Raw genomic sequence first — 19,235 nt, forward strand, 5'->3', positions numbered from 1 at the left:
GGAGTTTTTCGATGATTTCTATCTTGCGACGTGGCCTGCTGGTGCTGCTCGCTGCGCTGCCGTTGCTGGCCAATGCGGCGAATCCGACCTCCGCCCATGACCTGGTGCAGGACACTACCAACCGCTTGTTGGCGGACCTTGCGGCCAATAAGGAGAAGTACAAGCAAAGCCCGAACGACTTCTACAACGCCCTGAACGGCATTGTCGGCCCGGCGGTGGATGCCGACGGCATCTCCCGCAGCATCATGACCGTGAAGTATTCACGCAAGGCCACCCCGGAGCAGATGTCGCGCTTCCAGGAGAACTTCAAGCGCAGCCTGATCCAGTTCTATGGCAATGCGTTGCTGGAATACAACAACCAAGGCATCACCATTTCTCCTCCCAAGGATGAAAGCGGCACCCGTACCAGCGTCGACATGCAGGTCAAGGGCAATAATGGGGCCATCTATCCGGTGTCCTACACCTTGGAGAAGATCAGCGGCGAGTGGAAAATTCGTAACGTGATCATCAATGGCATCAACATCGGCAAGCTGTTCCGCGATCAGTTCGCCGATGCCATGCAGCGCAACGGCAACAACCTGGACAAGACCATCGACGGTTGGGCCGGTGAAGTGGCCAAGGCCAAGGAAGCCACCGACAAGGCTGCGCCAAAGGCCGAGCAATGAGCGAGTCGGGCGTGCGCCTCGGTACTGCCGGGGAGTTGTTGATCAGCGGCGTGCTGGACTATCGCAGCGGCCCGGGCCTGCGCAAACAGGGCCAGGCGCTGATCAAGTCGAGCCAGGCCCCGGTGCTGGTGCTCGACTGCTCGGCGGTAGAACGCTCCAGCAGTGTCGGCCTGGCCCTATTGCTGGCCTTCATGCGCGATGCTCAGGCGTTGGGCAAGGCCGTGAGCGTGCGTGCACTTCCGGACGGCATGAAGGAAATCGCCGAGGTGTCCGGGGTAACCGAGATCCTCGCGCAGCCCTAGTCGCCAACGGGTCACGCAAAGCCCCCCGTCAGAGTCCTGCTTATGCGGGGTTCGCAGGCGCGGGGCTTTTTTGTATGATGTCCGACCCGCGCGCACAGGGCGCCGATTGAGGTTGAGCATGCAGGCCAACGAAGTGAAGAGCTTTCTCGAAGGAAAGCTGCCCGGAACTCAGGTAGAAGTTGAGGGCGAAGGCTGCAACTTTCAGCTGAACGTGATTAGCGACGAACTGTCGGCCTTGAGCCCGGTTAAGCGTCAGCAGAGCATCTATGCCCATTTGAATCCATGGATTGCCGATGGCAGCATCCACGCGATCACCATGAAATTTTTCAGCCGCGCGGCCTGGGCCGAGCGCACCTGAGCCCAAGGGCGTCGAGACTCTTATGGATAAATTGATTATTACCGGCGGCGCTCGCCTCGATGGCGAGATCCGCATTTCCGGGGCCAAGAACTCCGCGCTGCCTATCCTGGCGGCAACCCTGCTGTGCGATGGCCCGGTCACCGTGGCCAACCTGCCGCACCTGCACGACATCACCACCATGATCGAGCTGTTCGGTCGCATGGGCATCGAGCCTGTGATCGACGAAAAGCTCAGCGTCGAGATCGACCCGCGCACCATCAAGACCCTGGTGGCGCCTTACGAGCTGGTCAAGACCATGCGTGCCTCGATCCTGGTGCTGGGGCCGATGGTCGCGCGCTTCGGCGAGGCCGAAGTGGCGCTGCCCGGCGGCTGTGCCATCGGTTCGCGTCCGGTGGACCTGCACATCCGCGGCCTGGAAGCCATGGGCGCGAAGATCGACGTCGAAGGCGGCTATATCAAGGCCCGTGCCCCCGAAGGCGGCCTGCGTGGCGCGAACTTCTTCTTCGATACCGTGAGCGTGACCGGTACCGAGAACATCATGATGGCGGCGGCCCTGGCCAAGGGCCGCAGCGTGCTGCAGAACGCCGCCCGCGAGCCCGAAGTCGTCGACCTGGCGAACTTCCTGAACGCCATGGGCGCGAAGATCTCCGGCGCCGGCACCGACACCATCACCATCGATGGCGTCGAGCGCCTGCACTCGGCTACCTACAAGGTGATGCCCGACCGTATCGAGACCGGCACCTACCTGGTGGCCGCGGCCGTTACCGGTGGCCGGGTGAAGGTCAAGGACACCGATCCGACCATCCTGGAAGCCGTACTGGAGAAGCTCAAGGAAGCGGGCGCCGAAGTCACCACCGGCAGCGACTGGATCGAGCTGGACATGCACGGCAAGCGCCCCAAGGCGGTCAACGTGCGTACCGCTCCATACCCGGCGTTCCCGACTGACATGCAGGCGCAGTTCATTTCCCTGAACGCGATTGCCGAAGGCACCGGCGCGGTGATCGAGACCATCTTCGAGAACCGCTTCATGCATGTGTACGAGTTGCACCGCATGGGCGCCAAGATCCAGGTCGAAGGCAACACCGCCATCGTCACCGGCGCCGACCTGCTCAAGGGCGCGCCAGTGATGGCCACCGACCTGCGGGCCTCGGCCAGCCTGGTGATCTCGGCCCTGATGGCCGAAGGCGATACCCTGATCGATCGCATCTACCACATCGACCGTGGCTACGAGTGCATCGAAGAAAAACTGCAGATGCTGGGCGCGAAGATCCGCCGCGTACCGGGCTAGCCTGCCGTGGGCACAGGGAGGTGCCACAGATTCTTGTTCCACGTCGAGCCTGTCTTCAGGCTCGACGCATGTCTGGCGCCGTTTGCGTCCGGGCATCAGTCGCCGCATAAGGACTTACGTTACTCATGTTGACCATCGCACTGTCCAAGGGCCGTATCCTCGACGACACGCTGCCGCTTCTGGCTGAAGCGGGCATCGTGCCAACCGAGAATCCGGACAAGAGCCGCAAACTGATCATCCCCACGACCCAGGACGATGTACGCCTGCTGATCGTGCGTGCCACCGACGTGCCGACCTATGTCGAGCATGGCGCCGCTGATCTCGGGGTGGCCGGCAAGGACGTCCTGATGGAGTACGGCAGCCAGGGCCTGTACGAGCCGCTGGACCTGCAGATCGCCAAGTGCAAGCTGATGACCGCCGGCGCTGTCGGTGCCCAGGAGCCCAAGGGGCGCCTGCGGGTCGCCACCAAGTTCGTCAATGTGGCCAAGCGCTACTACGCCGAGCAGGGCCGCCAGGTGGACATCATCAAGCTCTATGGTTCCATGGAGCTGGCACCGCTGATCGGCCTGGCGGACAAGATCATCGACGTGGTCGATACCGGCAATACCCTGCGAGCCAATGGCCTTGAACCCCAGGAACTGATCGCCACCATCAGCTCGCGCCTGGTGGTCAACAAGGCATCCATGAAGATGCAGCACGCCCGTATCCAGTTGCTCATCGATACCCTGCGCAAGGCAGTGGAATCGCGACACCGCGGCTGACTCACATGCGTGGCCCCGAGCCGCGCCCATCTATCCGCGTCATACCCAGCATGCTCAGGTGCCCACGCGGATGGCCTGGTAGTCTTGCGGTGCCTGAGTCATGCAAAACCCAGCTTGTCCTTTTGTGCATTCGCCAATCAATGAGGCCTTCGCTATGACCGCTCCCACTGCAATTCGCCGACTCAACGCTGCCGATGCGGATTTCGCCCGACATCTGGATCATCTGCTGAGCTGGGAAAGCGTGTCCGACGACGCGGTCAACCAGCGTGTGCTCGACATCATCAAGGCCGTGCGCGAGCGCGGTGACGCGGCGTTGGTGGAGTTCACCCAGCGTTTCGACGGTGTCGAGGCCAAGGCCATCGATGACCTGATCCTCGATCGTGCCCGCCTGGAGCTGGCCCTGACCCGCATCACCCCGGTACAGCGCGAGGCCCTGGAAAAGGCCGCCAACCGCGTGCGCGTCTACCATGAGCGTCAGAAGCAGGACTCCTGGCAGTACACCGAGGCCGATGGCACCGTGCTCGGCCAGAAGGTCACGCCCCTGGACCGCGCCGGCCTGTACGTGCCGGGCGGCAAGGCGTCGTATCCGTCCTCGGTGCTGATGAACGCGATCCCGGCGAAAGTCGCCGGCGTGTCCGAGGTGGTGATGGTGGTGCCGACTCCTCGTGGCGAGGTCAACGAGCTGGTGCTGGCCGCTGCTTGCATCGCCGGGGTCGACCGGGTCTTCACCATCGGCGGCGCCCAGGCCGTGGCCGCGCTGGCCTATGGCACCCAGAGCGTGCCCCAGGTGGACAAGATCGTCGGCCCGGGCAACATCTATGTGGCCACCGCCAAGCGGCATGTCTTCGGCCAGGTCGGTATCGACATGATCGCCGGCCCCTCGGAGATCCTGGTGGTGTGCGATGGCCAGACCGATCCGGACTGGATCGCCATGGACCTGTTTTCCCAGGCCGAGCACGACGAAGATGCCCAGGCGATCCTGGTCAGCCCGGATGCCGAGTTCCTCGATCGGGTAGCCGCCAGCATCGCCAAGCTGCTGCCAACCATGGAGCGCGCCGAGATCATCAACACCTCGATCAATGGGCGGGGCGCGCTGATCCAGGTCCGCGACATGCAACAAGCCATCGAAGTGGCCAACCGCATCGCTCCCGAGCACCTGGAGTTGTCGGTGGCCGACCCGCAAGCCTGGCTGGGGCAGATCCGCCATGCCGGGGCGATCTTCATGGGCCGCCACACCTCGGAGGCCTTGGGCGACTATTGTGCCGGCCCGAACCACGTGCTGCCGACTTCCGGCACCGCGCGTTTTTCCTCGCCGCTGGGGGTGTATGACTTCCAGAAGCGCTCGTCGATCATCTTCTGTTCCGAGCAGGGCGCATCCGAACTGGGCCGTACGGCCTCGGTGCTGGCCCGGGGCGAGTCGCTGACCGCCCACGCCCGCAGCGCTGAATACCGTATCGTCGACGACCAAGATCAGGGGCAATGAGCATGAGCAAATTCTGGAGTCCGTTCGTCAAGAACCTGGTGCCCTACGTGCCGGGCGAACAACCCAAGCTGACCAAGCTGGTCAAGCTCAACACCAACGAAAATCCCTATGGTCCGTCGCCCAGGGCCCTGGCCGCGATGCAGGCCGAGCTCAACGACAACCTGCGGCTGTACCCCGATCCCAACAGCGACCTGCTCAAGCAGGCGGTGGCCAGCTACTACGGGGTGCAGGCCAACCAGGTGTTCCTCGGCAACGGTTCCGACGAAGTCCTGGCGCACATTTTCCATGGCCTGCTGCAACAGGAGCTGCCGCTGCTGTTCCCGGACATCAGCTACAGCTTCTATCCGGTGTATTGCGGCCTGTATGGCATCGATTTCGACGCGGTGCCGCTGGACGAGCAATTCCAGATCCGCGTGGCCGACTATGCCAAGCCCAATGGCGGCATCATTTTCCCCAACCCGAATGCGCCTACCGGTTGCCTGCTGGCCCTGGAGGCGGTGGAGCAGATCCTCAAGGCCAGCCCCGATTCGGTGGTGGTCGTGGATGAGGCCTACATCGACTTCGGCGGCCAGACCGCCATCAGCCTGGTGGACCGCTACCCGAACCTGCTGGTGACCCAGACCCTGTCCAAGTCCCGTTCCCTGGCGGGTTTGCGGGTGGGCCTGGCGGTCGGGCATCCGGACCTGATCGAGGCCCTGGAACGGGTCAAGAACAGCTTCAACTCCTACCCCCTGGATCGCCTGGCGATCGTCGGTGCAGCCGCGGCTTTCGAAGATCGCGAGTACTTCCAGAAGACTTGCCAGCAGGTAATTGAAAGTCGCGAATGGCTGGTGGCGCAGTTGCAGGCCAAGGGTTTCGAAGTGCTGCCTTCGGCGGCCAACTTCATCTTTGCCCGCCACCCGCAACACGATGCCGCGGGCCTGGCCGCCAAGCTGCGTGAACAGGGGGTGATCGTGCGCCACTTCAAGCAGCAGCGGATTGCCCAGTTCCTGCGGATCAGCATCGGCACGCCGGAGCAGAACCAGGCCCTGGTCGACGGATTGGGGCAGCTCTAAGCGGCAAGCTGGAAGTCCAGGGCATGTGCCTGGGGCTTCTCGCTTGCAGCTAAAGACTTGCCGCTCGCTACTGCCGCCTGCGGCTGCGCTCACTCATGGTGCGGTTCTCCGAGGAAGGTCAGGGAGCTGAACGGGCCGCGGGAGGCAGCGTCGGGGTTGCCCTTGAGGGGGCCTCGACCTGCGCGGGGATCGCGCTCAAGCCCTCGTTGTGCACCAGCACCTGGGTGCGACCCTGGGCATCGGTCTCGGTGCCCAGGGTATTGGGTGCATTGCGGTCATTTCTTACCCGCTTCACTCCCGCCGCTGTCTGGCCGTCGAGCAGGACCCGCACCGGCAGGCTCTTGCCGGGCCCCACCAGTAGCGGGTCGGTCTCGGGCAGGATCACCCGCTTGATTTGCCTGAGGTTGGGCAGCTTCGCACCAGGCTGATGGATCGCCTACGACGTGCTGGTCGAGCGCTATGCCTTCAATCCCGGGGGCGGCGGGGCAGGGCGTCGGCGCGGCTAGCGCATTCCTCGGACAAGCCCTGGATCTCGACCTTCTTCGGCCGGGGTGTGGACGGTGGCGAAGGCACCTGCAATCACGCGCGAGTCCTGTCGGCCGACGGTGGCCGCAAACGCTTCAGCCGTGCCAACCGGGTAGGGAGAAAATGCCCCGGGACACGCTTACCCACAGCGGACGTTCGAGAGTGCTGAAGCAGCCGCCCGATCAACTCTGGCGCAGTTGCCGTGGGGTCGAGTTCAGCAGTCGGCGTATCAAGCGCCGGAGAGCTGTCGCGTCCTGATAGCCGACCTGCGCCGAGACCGCTTCGACGGAATATTCGCCGGATTCGAGCAGCGCTCGGGCCTTGTTCAGTTGCACTCGCTGGATCAACTGCCGAGTAGAGTGCCCCGTCGCCTTGTGGACGTGACGCGACAGGGTCCGCTCGGACATGCCGACGCTCGCAGCGAGTGCCTTGACGCCGGGTAGGTCCGGCAGCGAGTCCTCGATCTGTGAGGTCAGGCGCGAGACCAGGGCATTGCCCTGCACCAGCATGGCGGGGATCACGAACGGCGACTGCAGCTGTCGGCGGTCGAGGAGCAGAGCCTTGCTCACGGAGTTGGCGATTTCGGGCGACAAGCGCCGGCGAAGCAGATGCAGCATGAGGTCTGTTTGAGCGAAGGCGGCCCCCGCGGTGGTCAACGGAGGGTCGGCCAGTACCATGAAGTCAGGGTCGACACGGCAGCCCGGAGCGATTTTCTGCAGGTGTGGTGCCAGCCACCAGGAGGTAGTCACCCGCCGCCCCTCCAGCAGTCCGGCTGCATGCAGCAGGAAGACCGCAGAGCATGACGCGGCGATCTCCTGGCCGTTTGCGACGTGAGTATTTAGCGCCGAGAGCAGAGGGCTCGCCCAGGGTTCTTCGAGGCGCTGCTGAAGCAGGTCGATGTCGCCGACGCCAATACCCGGTATGACCCAGCAGGAGTTGTCCTGGACGTCAGGTTCGATCGGTTCCACCGGCAGTTGCAGACCATGCGCCAGCGTCACCGAGCCGGGGCGAGGACCACATATCCGCCAGCGTGGCGTGGCCAGGCCGCGCCGCTCGCCGACGCTTGCCGCGGTGGCGAGTATGTCCAGAGTAGAGGCCACGCTCGAGGCGAATGCTCCCGGTATGACCACAATGGTGAAATCGTACATTGTCTGATTATGCTCGAAAGAGGACAGATCAGACACTTTTGCCAGAGGGGGACGCCAGGCTCAATAGCGGCTCAATCCATTGCCAAGGTTTCAGCCATGCCCAACATCCTGATCAAGGTACCCACCGGAGCTTTCAGCGATCAGCAACGAAAGCGACTATTGACGTGCGTCAGCGAGGCAGCCATCGCTCATGAGCACATGGGAAGCGATCCTCGACAGCGCAGCCTGTGCTGGGTGCTCATCGAGGAAGTGCGGGCTGCCGACTGGCTCTGTGGGGGAATCAGCGTGCACGCTCATGCGATTCCCTGCATCGTTCTGGTCAAGGTGCCTGCTGGCGTCCTTGATGAGCAGATGCGCAAGGACTACGTGTTGGGCCTGCACCAGGCCATCGAAAAAAGTACAGAGCCGGATGACGGTCGCATGCTGATGACTTCGATACAGCTAACGGACGTTGCCGATGGCACATGGGGGGCGAATGGCAGTCTTTGGAGACTTGCCGATTTCACTCGAGCTGCCGGGTACGGGCATCTCCTTCCTAGTACCTGACCGGGGCGGGAGGCTAGAAGCGGCTGCAATCTTTCCTCCCGCATGAGTGCGCCATTGGCCGTACACCCCTCGATGTTGCCGCGTCGCTGTTCGGTCCACAGGCCATGGGCCACGGCCTGGTTGGTGCCCAGAGGGCCGAGCGGGCGCGGCAGGGCAATGGTTTGCAAAGGTGCCCGGCGGTTCTCTTCTACAGGTTGAGTGTCAGGCTGACGGTGAAGTTGCGCGGCTCTCCCGGGGTGACCCAGTAGTTGCTGTAGGAGCGCTCGTAGTACTTCTCGTCGAACAGGTTGTTCAGGTTCAGGCCCAGGGTCAGGTTGTCGCTGGCCTTGTAGTGGGCCAACAGGTCCAGGGTGCGGTAGGCGGGCAGTTCGAAGCGGCCTTCGGCCTCGCCCGAACGGTCGCCGACGTAGGTCAGGGCCACGCCGATATCCGAGCCCTTGAGGCGACCGTCCTGGAACTCATGGACCCCCAGCAGGCTGCCACTGTGCCTGGCCACCCCGAGAATGCGGCTACCGGCGGGAATTGCCTGGTCGCCCTTGGTGACTTCGGCGTCGATCAGTGCATAGGCGCCAATCACCCGTACGGCGTCGGTCAACTGCCCACTGAACTGCAAATCGAAGCCCTGGCTGCGGGCCTTGCCCATGGCGCGACTGGAGTCGGTGTTCGGGTCCAGGGCGAGCACGTTTTCCTTGTCGATATGGAAAGCGGCGAGGGTCGCGCTCAAGCGCTCGTCGAACAGTTCGCTCTTGATCCCCACTTCGTAGCCGACACCTTCTTCTGGCTTGAATGATTTGCCGGCGGCGTCCAGGCCGTTGTTGGGCTTGAACGAGGTGGAGGCGTTGGCGAACAGGCCGAGCTGCGGAGTCAGTTGATACAGGAGGCCGGCGCGTTGGGTCAGGGCGTCGTGATCCTGGCGGCTGCGCTGGCCGGTGGCGTGGTCGTCGATCCGTTGCTCGAAATGTTCGAAACGCGCGCCCAGCATGCCGCGCAGGCGTTCGCTGAAGACGATCTGGTCCTGCAGGTTCAGGGCGCGGCTTTCGACGTGCTCGAAAAAGTCAGTGCCGGAGCGTTTGCCGTCGGGCTTGGCCTGGCCGTAGACCGGGTTGTAGATATCGATGGCATAGGGGCTGCCAGCAATGGTGGTGACCCGCTCATTCTTGCGGTAGTTCTCGTATTCGCTGCCGAGCAGCAGTTCGTGCTGCCAGCTGCCGAGGTCGAACAGGCCGCGCAGTTCCAGCTGGGTGATGCTGTCGTGCCAATCGTTGTCGCGCTCGCGGTAGCGTCGGTTGACCGTGTGTCCATCTGCATTCAGGGGACGGGGTTCCGAGGCGAAGCCCCACAGCTTGCCCTCCTTGTAGTGGCTGGCCAGGCGCAGCTTCCAGTTGTCGTCGAGGTGATGTTCCAGGCTGGCCTGGAGCAGGTTGTTGTGATTGTCGATGTTGCCGTCGTCGGGCTCGCCGAGGAAGGTCGAGCGCGAGACGCCACTCCAGCGGTTGCCGGGGGCGACGATGCCACGGTCGAAGGTCGAGCTGTGGCGGACGAACTCGCTTTCCAGCAGCAGGCTGGTGTCCGGGTTCAACTGCCAGCTCAAGGACGGGGCGACGAATACCCGGCGACTGTCGACGTGCTCGCGAAAGCCGTGGTTGTCCTCCACCGCCAGGTTGACCCGCGACAGCAGGTCGCCCTGGTCGTCGAGCGGGCTGTTGAGGTCCAGTTCGGTGCGGTAGCGATCCCAGCTGCCGGCACTGGTGCGCAGGGTGGCGAATGCCTGTGGCTGGGGCTTCTTGGTGACGATGTTCACCGTGCCCCCGGGGTCGCCACGGCCGTAGAGGCTGGCGGCCGGGCCCTTGAGCACTTCGATGCGTTCGATGCTGGCGGTGTCCGGGGTGCTGGGGTAGCCACGATTGGCGCTGAAGCCGTCCTTGTAGAACTCCGAGGTGGTGAAGCCGCGGATGCTGTATTCATACAAGGTCAGGCCGCCGAAGTTGTTCTGCTTCGCGACGCCGCCGGCGAAGTCCAGGGCCCGCTCGACGTTGCTGCTGCCCAGGTCCTGGAGCACGCTGGCGGGGATCACGCTGATGGACTGCGGGATCTCGCGAATCGCCGTATCGGTCTTGGTGGCGCTGGCGGAGCGGGTGGCCCGGTAGCCCTTGACCGGGCCCGTGGCGGATTCGGACTCGCCGCTGATGCGGATGGTCTCCAGTTCCATCGGCTGCGGTTCTTCGGCGTACACAGGATCGGCCAGCAGGCCCAGGGCCAGGCCTGCCAGGGGGAGGATTCTTCGGGGCGTCATGAGGCTGTTCCAATAGCGATATTGAAACAATATAACATGACCAATGAGAATCTATATTGTTAGCCCGGCATGGCCGGGCTCACCTCATTCCTCTTCCTTGACGGGCGCGGGGGGCGGTCGCAGGCCGATCTCGGCCGTCAGCTTGAGCTCCTTGCCGTTGCGCATGACCTGGATCGCCACCTTCTCGGTGGGTTTGATCCGGGCCACCTGGTTCATCGAGCGGCGGCCGTCGCCGGCAGGTTCGCCATCGATACTGAGGATCACGTCGCCCAGTTGCATGCCGGCCTTTTGCGCCGGGCCATCGCGGAAGATGCCCGCCACCACGATGCCCGGGCGCCCGGCCAGCCCGAAGGACTCCGCCAGCTCCTGGGTCAGCGGTTGTACCTCGATTCCCAGCCAGCCACGGATGACCTGGCCGTGTTCGATGATCGACTTCATCACTTCCATGGCCAGCTTGATCGGGATGGCGAAGCCGATGCCCTGGGAGCCGCCGGACTTGGAGAAGATCGCGGTGTTGATGCCGGTCAGGTTGCCGTTGGCGTCCACCAGGGCGCCGCCGGAGTTGCCCGGGTTGATCGCCGCATCGGTCTGGATGAAGTCTTCGTAGTTGTTCAGGCCCAGCTGGTTGCGGCCAGTGGCGCTGATGATGCCCATGGTCACGGTCTGGCCTACCCCGAACGGGTTGCCGATGGCCAGGGCGACGTCGCCGACGCGGACGTTTTCCGAGCGGCCGACGGTGATCGAGGGCAGGTTCTTCAGGTCGATCTTGAGCACCGCCAGGTCGGTTTCCGGATCGCTGCCGATGACCCGGGCCAGGGTTTCCCGGCCGTCCTTGAGGGCCACCACGATTTGCTCGGCGCCGGAGGTCACGTGGTTGTTGGTCAGCAGGTAGCCTTCGGGACTCATGATCACCCCGGAGCCCAGGCTCGATTCCATGCGCTGCTGCTTGGGCAGGTTGTCGCCGAAGAAGCGCCGGAACTGCGGGTCCTCGAACAGCGGGTGGGCCGGGCGGTTGATCACCTTGGTGGTGTACAGGTTGACCACCGCAGGGGCGGCGATGATCACCGCATCGGCGTAGGACACCGGGCCCTGCTGGGTACCGGTGGTTTGCGGCGCTTGCTGCAGGTTCACATCCAGGCTGGGAAGGCCGACCCATTGCGGGTAACGCTGAATAATCAACAACGCGATAAGCACGCCGGCCAGTAATGGCCAGCCGAAAAAACGCAGAGCCTTGAGCATCGGGCAAGTCCTGGGTGGTTACGAAGGGCTGCGCACGGCCCCATAATGTCGCGCATTATACGAGGCCGCACGCGCCTCTGGATGGGATATTTAGGAGTCTTTCATGGCCGTTGCCCTGAGCACACTGGTAGAAGAGGCGGACCGCTACCTGGGCAGTTCGCGTATCGCCGACTATTGCCCCAACGGCCTGCAGGTCGAAGGGCGTCCACAGGTCATGCGCATCGTCAGCGGCGTCACCGCCAGCCAGGCGTTGCTGGACGCGGCGGTAGAGGCCAAGGCCGACCTGGTGCTGGTCCACCATGGCTATTTCTGGAAAGGCGAGAACCCTTGCATCACCGGCATGAAGCAGCGCCGGTTGAAGACCCTGCTCAAGCATGACATCAGCCTGTTGGCCTACCACCTGCCCCTGGACCTGCACCCTGAGGTGGGTAACAACGTGCAACTGGCCCGGCAACTGGACATCACCGTGGAAGGCCCGCTGGATCCGGAAAATCCCAAGGTCGTGGGCCTGGTGGGTTCCCTGGAAGAGCCCGTCACCGCGCGGGACTTCGCTCGCCGGGTGCAGGAGGCGATGGGCCGCGAACCGCTGCTGGTGGAAGGCAGCGAGATGATCCGCCGGGTCGGCTGGTGCACCGGCGGTGGCCAGGGTTACATCGACCAGGCAGTGCAGGCCGGGGTCGACCTGTACCTGAGTGGCGAGGCTTCGGAACAGACCTTCCACAGCGCCCGGGAGAACGACATCAGTTTCATCGCTGCCGGCCACCATGCCACCGAGCGTTATGGCGTGCAGGCGCTGGGTGACTACCTGGCCCGGCGCTTCGCCCTGGAGCACCTGTTCATCGATTGCCCGAACCCGATCTGACGGCATTTCGTCAGGTCTTTCCCGGTGGGCCCCGCCGGTGTCGATCGCCGCTTGCGGCCGCATAGGCGGGGCCCGCAGCCAGCGAACAGGCGGGTATATTCATATACCGTTTCGTTCTAGTTGGCTCCCTGATTAGAAGAAGGCCGCTGTGCTAGCATGCCCCGCTCGAACACGGCCCGCAGGCCGTCCATAAGAAAGCTTTCGTGAGTAGCCATGGTCGACAAACTGACGCATCTGAAACAGCTGGAGGCGGAAAGCATCCACATCATCCGCGAGGTGGCGGCCGAGTTCGACAATCCGGTGATGCTGTACTCCATCGGCAAGGACTCCGCGGTGATGTTGCATCTGGCCCGCAAGGCGTTCTTCCCCGGCAAGCTGCCATTCCCGGTGATGCACGTCGATACCCGGTGGAAATTCCAGGAGATGTACAAGTTCCGTGATCGCATGGTCGAGGAAATGGGCCTGGACCTGATCACCCACGTCAACCCCGATGGCGTGGCCCAGGGCATCAACCCCTTCACCCACGGCAGTGCCAAGCACACCGACATCATGAAGACCGAGGGCCTCAAGCAGGCGCTGGACAAGTACGGTTTCGATGCGGCGTTCGGCGGGGCTCGCCGCGATGAAGAGAAGTCCCGCGCCAAGGAGCGCGTCTACTCGTTCCGCGACAGCAAGCACCGCTGGGACCCGAAGAACCAGCGTCCCGAGCTGTGGAACGTGTACAACGGCAAGGTCAACAAGGGCGAGTCGATCCGCGTGTTCCCGCTGTCCAACTGGACCGAGCTGGACATCTGGCAATACATCTACCTGGAAGGCATCCCGATCGTGCCGCTGTACTTCGCCGCCGAGCGTGAAGTGATCGAAAAGAACGGCACGCTGATCATGATCGACGACGAGCGCATCCTCGAACACCTCAGCGATGAGGAGAAGGCGCGCATCGTCAAGAAGAAAGTGCGTTTCCGTACCCTGGGCTGCTACCCGTTGACGGGCGCGGTGGAGTCCGAAGCCGAGAGCCTGACGGACATCATTCAGGAAATGCTCCTGACGCGAACTTCCGAGCGCCAGGGCCGGGTCATCGATCACGATGGCGCAGGCTCGATGGAAGACAAGAAACGCCAGGGCTATTTCTAAGCTTCGAGTTACAAGCGGCAAGCAGCAAGTTAAAGGCGGTATGCGTAACGTCGTGGTTTGTTGCTTGCAGCCGGTTGTTGCGAGCCGGAATCGGAACACTCGTCATGGATTTCGAGAAACTGATTGTTTGGCAGCGAAGCAAAGCTTTGGCGGTGAGGATTTATAAAGAGTTTGCGCAGTGCGGGGACTTTGGATTCAAGGACCAGATCACTCGCTCTGTTCTTTCGGTGCCTTCCAATATTGCCGAGGGCATGGAGCGTCGTAGCAATAGAGAAAAAGTCCATTTTCTCGGGATTGCGAAAGCTTCTTGCGGCGAACTCCGGACTCAAATCCTTATCGCTCGTGAAATTGCCTACATCGCGAACCCGCTGGCTGAGAATTGGATTAAAGAAACTCGCGAGCTCTCAAAAATGCTTTGCGGCCTGATCAACAAAATTTCTGACTAGCTGTACGCCGACAAGCTTGCCGCTTGAAGCTTACAGCTTGGAGCTTGAATGTAATGAGCCATCAATCCGAATTGATCAGCGAGGACATCCTCGCCTACCTGGCCCAGCACGAACGCAAGGAACTGTTGCGCTTCCTCACCTGCGGCAACGTCGACGACGGCAAGAGCACCCTGATCGGGCGCCTGCTGCACGACTCGAAGATGATCTACGAAGACCATCTGGAAGCCATCACCCGCGACTCGAAGAAGGTCGGCACCACCGGCGACGACATCGACCTGGCGCTGCTGGTCGACGGCCTGCAGGCCGAGCGCGAGCAGGGCATCACCATCGACGTGGCCTACCGCTACTTCTCCACCGCCAAGCGCAAGTTCATCATCGCCGACACCCCGGGCCATGAGCAGTACACCCGCAACATGGCCACCGGTGCGTCCACCTGCGACCTGGCGATCATCCTGGTGGACGCCCGCTACGGAGTGCAGACCCAGACCCGTCGCCACAGCTTCATCGCCTCGCTGCTGGGCATCAAGCACATCGTCGTGGCCGTCAACAAGATGGACCTCAAAGACTTCGACCAGGGCGTGTTCGAGTCGATCAAGGCCGACTACCTGCAGTTCGCCAAGGGCCTGAAGATCCAGCCCACCAGCCTGCACTTCGTGCCGATGTCGGCGCTCAAGGGCGACAACGTGGTCAACCGCAGCGAGCGTTCGCCGTGGTACACCGGCCAGTCGCTGATGGAAATCCTCGAGACCGTGGAGGTTTCCGGCGACCGCAACTTCACCGACCTGCGTTTCCCGGTGCAGTACGTCAACCGTCCGAACCTGAACTTCCGCGGTTTCGCCGGCACCCTGGCCAGCGGCATCGTGCACAAGGGCGACGAAGTGGTGGTGCTGCCTTCGGGCAAGAGCAGCCGCATCAAGTCCATCGTCACTTTCGAGGGCGAGCTGGAGCAGGCCGGCCCGGGCCAGGCCGTGACCCTGACCATGGAAGACGAGATCGATATCTCCCGCGGCGACCTGCTGGTGCATGCCGACAATGTGCCGCCGGTGACCGATAGCTTCGAAGCCATGCTGGTGTGGATGGCCGAGGAGCCGATGCTGCCGGGCAAGAAATACGACATCAAGCGCGCCACCAGCTATGTGCCGGGCTCGATTGCCAGCATCGATCACAAGGTCGATGTGAACACCCTGGAAGAGGGCGCTGCCAGTGCCCTGCAACTGAACGAGATCGGCAAGGTCAAGGTCAGCCTCGACGCGCCGATTGCCCTGGACGGTTATGAAAGCAACCGCACCACGGGGGCGTTCATCGTCATCGATCGCCTGACCAACGGCACCGTCGGCGCGGGCATGATCATCGCCCAGCCCGTGGCCCATGGCAGCGCCAGCCATCATGGCAAGCTGGCCCATGTCGCCACCGACGAGCGGGCCCAGCGTTTCGGCCAGCAACCGGCCACCGTGCTGTTCAGCGGGCTGTCGGGCGCTGGCAAGAGCACCCTGGCCTATGCCGTGGAGCGCAAGCTGTTCGACATGGGGCGTGCGGTGTTCGTCCTCGACGGCCAGAACCTGCGCCACGACCTGAACAAGGGGCTGCCCCAGGATCGCGCCGGGCGTACCGAGAACTGGCGGCGTGCGGCTCACGTTGCCCGTCAGTTCAACGAGGCCGGCCTGCTGACCCTGGCAGCGTTCGTGGCCCCAAGTGCCGAAGGGCGCGAGCAGGTCAGGGACTTGATCGGCAAGGAGCGTCTGCTGACGGTCTATGTCCAGGCTTCGCCAGCGGTATGCGCCCAGCGTGATCCCCAGGGGCTCTATGCCGCCGGTGGCGACAACATCCCGGGCGAGTCCTTCGCCTATGACGTGCCGCTGGATGCCGACCTGGTGATCGACACCCAGGCGCTGACCGTGGATGAGGGCGTCAAGCAGGTGCTGGACCTGTTGCGCAGCCGTGGCGCGATCTAAGCCTTAGCGGTCCATGAAAAAGCCCGCCGTCGAGCGATCGACGGCGGGCTTTTTCGTGTGTTTGAGAAAGCCATCGCGGGCAAGCCTCGCTCCTACAGAGGAACGCGCTTGCCCGCGATGAACGCTCCGCTATTGGCCCGGATACTCCCGGTGCAGCTGCTCCAGCAGCGCGTCCTTGGCGTGCCAGCGCTGGTTGATCCAGTCCTGGAAGGCCTGCCGATAAACCGCGTCCTGCTCGTAGTTGCGTCTGACGAACTGCCCGAGGATCGACACTTCTTCGAAACGCACCACCACCTCCCTGAGCTTGCCGCTGAGCAGGTCCCAGAAGCCGGGGCGGCCATCGGGATAGTGGATGGTCACGTCGACGATCGATTGCAGTTGCTCGCCCATGGCATCCAGCACGAAGGCGATGCCGCCGGCCTTGGGTTTGAGCAGGTACTTGAATGGCGATCGCTGCTGGGCATGCTTGGCCTCGGTGAAGCGCGTGCCCTCGACGAAGTTGAAGATACCTACCGGATTGCTGCGGAATTTCGCGCAGGTCTTGCGGGTGGTTTCCAGGTCCTTGCCCTTTTTTTCCGGATGCTTTTCCAGGTAGGCCTTGGAGTAGCGCTTCATGAAGGGAAAGCCCAGGGCCCACCAGGCCAGGCCGATCACCGGCACCCAGATCAGTTCCTGCTTGAGGAAGAACTTCAACGGGCGGATACGCCGGTTGAGCACGTACTGCAGCACCAGGATATCGACCCAGCTCTGGTGGTTGCTGGTGACCAGGTAGGAGTGCTGGTAATCCAGGCCTTCAAGGCCCTGCACGTGCCAGCGAGTGCGGCAGACCAGCTGCATCCAGGCCTTGTTGTTGCTGATCCAGGCCTCGTGGGTGTGGTTCATCAACCAGTGGCTGAAACGCTGGGTGAGGCGCAACGGCAAGGCCTTGAAGAGCGCCACGCAGAACAGGAACGAGCACAGCAAAATAGTGTTGAGCGCCAGCAGCAGTGAGGCGATGGTGCCGCGTACGGCACCCGGTAGAAAGTCCAGCATTCAGGCATCCATGGGTCGGTTGGCAGCTTGGATCGCAGTCAGGGCGATGGTGTAGACGATGTCGTCCACCTGGGCGCCGCGCGGCAGGTCGTTCACCGGCTTGCGCAGGCCTTGCAGCATCGGCCCCAGGCTCACGCAATCGGCGCTGCGTTGCACCGCCTTGTGGGTGGTGTTGCCGGTGTTCAGGTCGGGGAACACGAAGACCGTGGCCTTGCCCGCGACCTGGCTGTTGGGGGCCAGTTGCCGGGCGACGTTCTCGTTGGCGGCGGCGTCGTACTGCAACGGGCCGTCGATCAACAGCGAGCGCTGGGCTTCATGGGCCAGCAGAGTGGCCTCGCGGACCTTCTCCACTTCTTCGCCGCTGGCCGAGTCGCCACTGGAGTAGCTGATCATCGCCACTCGTGGCGAGATGCCGAAGGCCGCTGCCGAATCGGCGCTCTGCAGGGCGATCTCCGCCAGCTCGCTGGCGCTGGGGTGGGGGTTCATCACGCAGTCGCCGTAGACCAGCACCTGCTCGGGAAACAGCATGAAGAACACCGAGGACACCAGGCTGCAGCCCGGCGCGGTCTTGATCAGTTGCAGGGCCGGGCGGATGGTGTTGGCCGTGGAGTGGACGAGCCCGGAAACCAGGCCGTCGACCTCGTCCAGGGCCAGCATCACGGTGCCGAGCACCACCGGGTCTTCCAGTTGCTGCTCGGCCATCGGCGCGTTCAGGCTCTTGCTCTTGCGCAGGGCCACCATGGGCTCGACATATCGCTCGCGGATCAGGTCCGGATCGAGGATCTCCAGGCCGTCGGGCAGCTCGATGCCCTGGGCCCGGGCCACGGCGTGGACGTCGTCCGGCTTGGCCAGCAGCACGCAGCGGGCGATGCCGCGGGCCTGGCAGATGGCGGCGGCCTGCACGGTCAGGGGCTCGCTGCCCTCGGGCAGGACGATGCGCTTGTCGGCTTGCTGGGCGCGCTGGATCAACTGGTAGCGGAACACCGCGGGCGACAGGCGCATTTCCCGCGGGGTGCCACAGCGCTGGTGCAGCCAGTCGGCATCCAGGTGGCTGGCGACGAAATCGGTGATGATTTCCGCACGCTCGCGGTCATCGATGGGAATTTCCTTGTTCAAGCCGTTGAGCTGGTTGGCGGTGTCGTAGGAGCCGGTGCTTACCGACAGCACCGGCAGGCCGGCATTCAGCGCTCCACGGCACAGCTCCATGATCTTCGGGTCGGGCAGGGTGCCGCTGGTCAGCAGCAGGCCGGCCAGGGGCACGCCGTTGATCGCCGCCAGGCTCACGGCGAGGATGATGTCGTCACGGTCGCCCGGGGTCACCACCAGCACGCCGGGCTTGAGCAGCTCCACGGTGTTGCGCATGGTGCGCGCGCAAATGATGATCTTGGTCATGCGCCGGGTTTCGTAGTCCCCGGCGTTGAGTACCTGGGCGCCCATCAGGTCGGCCACGTCGCGGGTCCGCGGGGCATTGAGCTCCGGCTGGAACGGAATGCAGCCCAGCAGGCGGAAGTCGCCACTGCGCAATAGCGGCGAGTGCTCCTTCAAGCGGGCGCTGAACGCCTCGATGCTTTCGTCGGTGCGCACCTTGTTGAGGATCACTCCCAGCACCTTCGGATCCCGTGGACCACCGAACAACTGCGCCTGCAACTCGACCCGCCCGGACAGTTCGGTGAGCACTTCGTTTTCCGGGGCCGAGACCAGGATCACCTCGGCGTCCAGGCTCTTGGCCAGGTGCAGGTTGACCCGGGCCGCGTAGCTGGCGGCGCGGGTCGGCACCATGCCTTCGACGACCAGCACGTCCTTGCCGATGGCCGCCTGCTGGTAGAGGGTGATGATTTCTTCCAGCAGTTCATCCAGCTGGCCATCGCCCAGCATTCGCTCCACATGGGCCAGGCCCAGCGGTTGAGGCGGTTTCAGGCCGTGGGTGCGGGCCACCAGCTCGGTGGAGCGTTCGGGGCCGGTGTCGCCCGGGTGCGGCTGGGCGATGGGCTTGAAGAAACCGACCTTGAGGCCGGCGCGTTCCAGGGTGCGTACCAGCCCGAGGCTGATGGAGGTCAGGCCCACGCCAAAATCGGTGGGTGCGATGAAAAAAGTTTGCATGCGGATTCTCGAAGGGGGCATGGCAAGGGCGACGGTCCATGGCCGTCTG

17 protein-coding genes and 1 pseudogene are annotated in these 19,235 nt (G+C 63.4%); 12 read left to right on the top strand and 6 right to left on the bottom strand.

Going from position 1 to position 19,235, the window contains the following annotated elements; all coding sequences use genetic code 11:
- Positions 1-11 precede the first annotated feature (11 nt).
- The 7 genes from ACK6AU_RS09660 (at position 12) to hisC (ending at position 5,912) form a co-directional block, all read left to right on the top strand.
- Complete coding sequence (locus ACK6AU_RS09660) at positions 12-665, top strand: phospholipid-binding protein MlaC (RefSeq protein ID WP_185699139.1); 654 nt, start codon at positions 12-14, stop codon at positions 663-665.
- On the top strand, positions 662-967 hold the full coding sequence (locus ACK6AU_RS09665) for a lipid asymmetry maintenance protein MlaB (protein WP_185699140.1): 306 nt from the start codon (positions 662-664) through the stop codon (positions 965-967). The genes ACK6AU_RS09660 and ACK6AU_RS09665 overlap by 4 nt, the downstream gene beginning before the upstream one ends.
- Before the next feature lie 118 nt (positions 968-1,085).
- Positions 1,086-1,325, top strand: a complete 240-nt coding sequence (locus ACK6AU_RS09670; RefSeq protein ID WP_185699141.1) for a BolA family protein — start codon at positions 1,086-1,088, stop codon at positions 1,323-1,325.
- A gap of 22 nt (positions 1,326-1,347) precedes the next feature.
- Complete coding sequence (gene murA / locus ACK6AU_RS09675) at positions 1,348-2,613, top strand: UDP-N-acetylglucosamine 1-carboxyvinyltransferase (protein WP_409299036.1); 1,266 nt, start codon at positions 1,348-1,350, stop codon at positions 2,611-2,613.
- Positions 2,614-2,738: 125 nt separating this feature from the next.
- Complete coding sequence (gene hisG / locus ACK6AU_RS09680) at positions 2,739-3,374, top strand: ATP phosphoribosyltransferase (RefSeq protein ID WP_409299038.1); 636 nt, start codon at positions 2,739-2,741, stop codon at positions 3,372-3,374.
- A 154-nt stretch (positions 3,375-3,528) separates the two neighbouring features.
- The gene (hisD, locus tag ACK6AU_RS09685; RefSeq protein WP_409299040.1) at positions 3,529-4,857 is read left to right on the top strand and encodes a histidinol dehydrogenase; all 1,329 of its coding nucleotides are present in this window, start codon (positions 3,529-3,531) and stop codon (positions 4,855-4,857) included.
- A gap of 2 nt (positions 4,858-4,859) precedes the next feature.
- A complete protein-coding gene (gene hisC / locus ACK6AU_RS09690; protein WP_409299042.1) occupies positions 4,860-5,912 on the top strand; it encodes a histidinol-phosphate transaminase in 1,053 nt (350 codons plus the stop codon).
- A gap of 89 nt (positions 5,913-6,001) precedes the next feature.
- Here the strand turns inward: hisC and ACK6AU_RS09695 are convergent.
- Positions 6,002-6,348, bottom strand: a pseudogene (locus tag ACK6AU_RS09695) (DUF4198 domain-containing protein); the annotation flags it as partial.
- A gap of 271 nt (positions 6,349-6,619) precedes the next feature.
- Entirely contained in the window at positions 6,620-7,585 is a 966-nt protein-coding gene (locus ACK6AU_RS09700; RefSeq protein ID WP_409299044.1) for a GlxA family transcriptional regulator, read from the bottom strand.
- Between the two features lie 96 nt (positions 7,586-7,681).
- On the opposite strand from ACK6AU_RS09700, the gene ACK6AU_RS09705 reads away from it, so the two are divergent.
- A complete protein-coding gene (locus ACK6AU_RS09705; RefSeq protein ID WP_185699146.1) occupies positions 7,682-8,131 on the top strand; it encodes a tautomerase family protein in 450 nt (149 codons plus the stop codon).
- 187 nt (positions 8,132-8,318) lie between these two features.
- Here ACK6AU_RS09705 and ACK6AU_RS09710 read toward each other — a convergent pair whose 3' ends face one another.
- Both ACK6AU_RS09710 and algW read right to left on the bottom strand, forming a co-directional pair.
- Complete coding sequence (locus tag ACK6AU_RS09710; protein WP_409299047.1) at positions 8,319-10,424, bottom strand: TonB-dependent siderophore receptor; 2,106 nt, start codon at positions 10,422-10,424, stop codon at positions 8,319-8,321.
- An 84-nt stretch (positions 10,425-10,508) separates the two neighbouring features.
- Entirely contained in the window at positions 10,509-11,663 is a 1,155-nt protein-coding gene (gene algW / locus ACK6AU_RS09715) for a Do family serine endopeptidase AlgW (protein ID WP_022642338.1), read from the bottom strand.
- Positions 11,664-11,766: 103 nt separating this feature from the next.
- Between algW and ACK6AU_RS09720 the strand changes: the two genes are divergently transcribed.
- The 4 genes from ACK6AU_RS09720 to cysN all read left to right on the top strand — a co-directional run bounded on the left by ACK6AU_RS09720 (position 11,767) and on the right by cysN (position 16,054).
- The gene (locus ACK6AU_RS09720; RefSeq protein ID WP_185699148.1) at positions 11,767-12,525 is read left to right on the top strand and encodes a Nif3-like dinuclear metal center hexameric protein; all 759 of its coding nucleotides are present in this window, start codon (positions 11,767-11,769) and stop codon (positions 12,523-12,525) included.
- A 213-nt stretch (positions 12,526-12,738) separates the two neighbouring features.
- Entirely contained in the window at positions 12,739-13,656 is a 918-nt protein-coding gene (gene cysD / locus ACK6AU_RS09725) for a sulfate adenylyltransferase subunit CysD (protein WP_185699149.1), read from the top strand.
- Between the two features lie 104 nt (positions 13,657-13,760).
- Entirely contained in the window at positions 13,761-14,102 is a 342-nt protein-coding gene (locus tag ACK6AU_RS09730) for a four helix bundle protein (RefSeq protein ID WP_409299050.1), read from the top strand.
- A 53-nt stretch (positions 14,103-14,155) separates the two neighbouring features.
- Positions 14,156-16,054 (top strand): sulfate adenylyltransferase subunit CysN, encoded by a 1,899-nt coding sequence (gene cysN / locus ACK6AU_RS09735; protein WP_185699151.1) that lies wholly within the window; start codon positions 14,156-14,158, stop codon positions 16,052-16,054.
- A 129-nt stretch (positions 16,055-16,183) separates the two neighbouring features.
- On the opposite strand, the gene ACK6AU_RS09740 is transcribed toward cysN, so the two are convergent.
- Positions 16,184-17,086, bottom strand: coding sequence for an acyltransferase (locus ACK6AU_RS09740; protein WP_409299052.1), 903 nt, complete (start codon positions 17,084-17,086; stop codon positions 16,184-16,186).
- Positions 17,087-19,186, bottom strand: a complete 2,100-nt coding sequence (pta, locus tag ACK6AU_RS09745; protein ID WP_409299054.1) for a phosphate acetyltransferase — start codon at positions 19,184-19,186, stop codon at positions 17,087-17,089.
- Between the last annotated feature and the right edge of the window lie 49 nt (positions 19,187-19,235).

Source organism: Pseudomonas sp. KCJK8993 (genome assembly GCF_046230915.1).
Taxonomy (GTDB): Bacteria; Pseudomonadota; Gammaproteobacteria; order Pseudomonadales; family Pseudomonadaceae; genus Aquipseudomonas; species Aquipseudomonas piscis.

Bases quoted from the DNA above. Each gene is read 5' to 3' on its own strand.
- ACK6AU_RS09660 (WP_185699139.1), top strand. From the start codon at position 12: ATGATTTCTATCTTGCGACGTGGCCTGCTGGTGCTGCTCGCTGCGCTG.
- ACK6AU_RS09665 (WP_185699140.1), top strand. From the start codon at position 662: ATGAGCGAGTCGGGCGTGCGCCTCGGTACTGCCGGGGAGTTGTTGATC.
- ACK6AU_RS09670 (WP_185699141.1), top strand. From the start codon at position 1,086: ATGCAGGCCAACGAAGTGAAGAGCTTTCTCGAAGGAAAGCTGCCCGGA.
- murA (WP_409299036.1), top strand. From the start codon at position 1,348: ATGGATAAATTGATTATTACCGGCGGCGCTCGCCTCGATGGCGAGATC.
- hisG (WP_409299038.1), top strand. From the start codon at position 2,739: ATGTTGACCATCGCACTGTCCAAGGGCCGTATCCTCGACGACACGCTG.
- hisD (WP_409299040.1), top strand. From the start codon at position 3,529: ATGACCGCTCCCACTGCAATTCGCCGACTCAACGCTGCCGATGCGGAT.
- hisC (WP_409299042.1), top strand. From the start codon at position 4,860: ATGAGCAAATTCTGGAGTCCGTTCGTCAAGAACCTGGTGCCCTACGTG.
- ACK6AU_RS09700 (WP_409299044.1), bottom strand. From the start codon at position 7,585: ATGTACGATTTCACCATTGTGGTCATACCGGGAGCATTCGCCTCGAGC.
- ACK6AU_RS09705 (WP_185699146.1), top strand. From the start codon at position 7,682: ATGCCCAACATCCTGATCAAGGTACCCACCGGAGCTTTCAGCGATCAG.
- ACK6AU_RS09710 (WP_409299047.1), bottom strand. From the start codon at position 10,424: ATGACGCCCCGAAGAATCCTCCCCCTGGCAGGCCTGGCCCTGGGCCTG.
- algW (WP_022642338.1), bottom strand. From the start codon at position 11,663: ATGCTCAAGGCTCTGCGTTTTTTCGGCTGGCCATTACTGGCCGGCGTG.
- ACK6AU_RS09720 (WP_185699148.1), top strand. From the start codon at position 11,767: ATGGCCGTTGCCCTGAGCACACTGGTAGAAGAGGCGGACCGCTACCTG.
- cysD (WP_185699149.1), top strand. From the start codon at position 12,739: ATGGTCGACAAACTGACGCATCTGAAACAGCTGGAGGCGGAAAGCATC.
- ACK6AU_RS09730 (WP_409299050.1), top strand. From the start codon at position 13,761: ATGGATTTCGAGAAACTGATTGTTTGGCAGCGAAGCAAAGCTTTGGCG.
- cysN (WP_185699151.1), top strand. From the start codon at position 14,156: ATGAGCCATCAATCCGAATTGATCAGCGAGGACATCCTCGCCTACCTG.
- ACK6AU_RS09740 (WP_409299052.1), bottom strand. From the start codon at position 17,086: ATGCTGGACTTTCTACCGGGTGCCGTACGCGGCACCATCGCCTCACTG.
- pta (WP_409299054.1), bottom strand. From the start codon at position 19,186: ATGCAAACTTTTTTCATCGCACCCACCGATTTTGGCGTGGGCCTGACC.